The organism is Sandarakinorhabdus sp. (assembly GCF_031422795.1).
Classification (GTDB): Bacteria; Pseudomonadota; Alphaproteobacteria; order Sphingomonadales; family Sphingomonadaceae; genus Sandarakinorhabdus.
The window spans coordinates 1-2,137 of record NZ_JANPML010000152.1 but is presented as its reverse complement, the minus strand read 5'-3'; the positions used below and the strand labels follow the sequence as shown (position 1 = coordinate 2,137).

At 64.3% G+C, this 2,137-nt stretch carries 3 protein-coding genes; all 3 read left to right on the top strand.

All coding sequences use genetic code 11. The features are described 5' to 3' along the window. On the top strand, positions 1 to 421 hold a 421-nt coding region (locus tag RMO81_RS05610), incomplete at its 5' end, for an MFS transporter (protein ID WP_409049587.1). Positions 422 to 505: 84 nt separating this feature from the next. Then, a complete protein-coding gene (locus tag RMO81_RS05605; protein WP_310474784.1) occupies positions 506 to 778 on the top strand; it encodes a hypothetical protein in 273 nt (90 codons plus the stop codon). 249 nt (positions 779 to 1,027) lie between these two features. After that, positions 1,028 to 2,137 (top strand): pyruvate kinase (pyk, locus tag RMO81_RS05600; protein ID WP_310474783.1); only part of this gene is annotated, 1,110 nt, incomplete at its 3' end.

The following is a 2,137-nucleotide window of genomic DNA, read 5'->3' as shown; positions in this document are numbered from 1 at the left end:
CCTGAATGCAGCACTGAAGCAGGCCGGTTACCCCATGGTGCCGGCCGACAACACGACCATCGCCAAGGCTCAGAACTTCGTCGACATCTTCACGGCACAGAAGCTCACGATCATCCTGATCCTGACCTACCTCGTGATCCTGGTGACGATGGTCTACGGCCCGATCGCCGCGATGCTGGTTGAACTGTTCCCGACCCGCATCCGCTACTCTGGGCTGTCGTTGCCGTATCACATCGGCAATGGCTGGTTCGGTGGCCTGATGCCGGCAACTGCTTTTGCGATCTCGGCCCAGACCGGCAACATCTACTCGGGCCTGTGGTACGCGATCGTGATTGCCGTCATGACGGTGATCGTCGGCACGCTGTTCGTGCCGGGTGGAACCCACAAGAAAGACATCTTCGCTGGTGACAGCGATAAATAGGCCCATGTAAACACATGGCAATGGCCGGGCCGGGGTCTCGTAGAGTCCTCGGCCCGTTTCGTTTGTGGCCAAGGAGATTCTGTTTTGATCGATCTCGTGCTTTCGCAACTGACCGACCTGTTCCGCATCGGGCTGATCATCGCTCTGGTCTACACGATGCACAGAACCGCTGCCGTGACGGGGCGCGTGCTCCCGCTGGTCTTGGGTGTGGTGTTTGTGGCGGTGATGCTTCCGGCCACCCTGCCAAGTTCATCGGCCAGTTTCACCGACGCCATCCTCGCGGGGCTGGTGTCCAACACGATCATCCTGGTCCTGGTGCTGGCCGTGGCCGGACTCATCGCACGGGCACGGCGCTGAGCGCCATGGCCCCCAAGACGCTTCGTTCAGGCGGCGGCTCGGGCGCGCGTCGCCGCCATCACCTTCTGCACCAGCGGATGGCGTGGATCGCTTCCTTCACGCCATCGCCGCCGCGACCATCGCGCGCTGACAAGAAACTGAGGGACTCCCTGGCGTGACGTGCGAGACCGGCGGCCCTTTCGGGCGCTGAATTGACGCACGGCGCGGGTTGTGACGTAGCGGCCCGATGGCGCGGACGATAATCGTGCGGTGTCCATTCAGGTCCATGCTGCCATGCCGCGCCAAACCAAGATCGTCGCCACCCTCGGCCCCGCATCCAACACGCCCGACATGCTCGAGCGCCTGATCAACGCCGGGGTTGACGTGGTGCGGCTGAACTTCTCGCACGGCACGGCGCAGGACCATATCGACCGGGCTGCCATGGTGCGGGCCGCGGCCGACCGCTGCGGCCGCTCGGTGGCCATCATGGCCGACCTGCAGGGCCCGAAAATCCGCGTCGGCAAGTTCGAGGGCGGCAAGACCGATCTGGTCGTCGGGCAGAAGTTCGTGCTCGACGGCGGGCGCCAGGAACTCGGCAACAACGACAGTGTCGGCCTCGACTACAAGGAGCTGCCGCGCGATGTGAAACCCGGCGACACGCTGCTGCTCAACGACGGCCTGTTGGTGTTGGTTGTCGATGACGTGCGCGGCGAGCAGGTTCACACCACGGTCAAGGTCGGTGGCGTGCTGTCCAACAACAAGGGCATCAACAAGCAGGGCGGCGGCCTGACGGCACCTGCCCTGACCGGCAAGGACATGGAAGACATCAAGACGGCGATGTCCTTCCAGGCCGAGTACCTGGCGGTGAGTTTCCCGAAGAACGCCACCGACATGGAGATGGCGCGCCAGTTGGCCAACGTGGCCGGCGAGCCGTGGCGCCACAAGCCGGGGCTGATCGCCAAGATCGAGCGCAGCGAGGCGATTCCGGTGCTGGAGAGCATCGTGCGCGCCAGCGACGGCATCATGGTGGCGCGCGGCGACCTGGCCATCGAGGTCGGCAACGCCTCGGTGCCGGCGTTGCAAAAGCGCATGATCAAGCTGGCCCGCTCGCTCGACAAGCTGACCATCACCGCCACCCAGATGATGGAGTCGATGATGGTCAACCCGGTGCCCACGCGCGCCGAGGTCAGCGACGTGGCCAACGCCGTGCTCGACGGCACCGACGCGGTGATGCTGAGCGCCGAAACCGCGGCCGGCAAGTACCCGGTCGAAACGGTCGAGATCATGGCCGCCATCTGTGTCGAGGCCGAGCGCACCGAAGAGGTCAAGCTCGACGCCGACTTCAGCAACAAGCACTTTGGTCGCATCGACCAGACGATT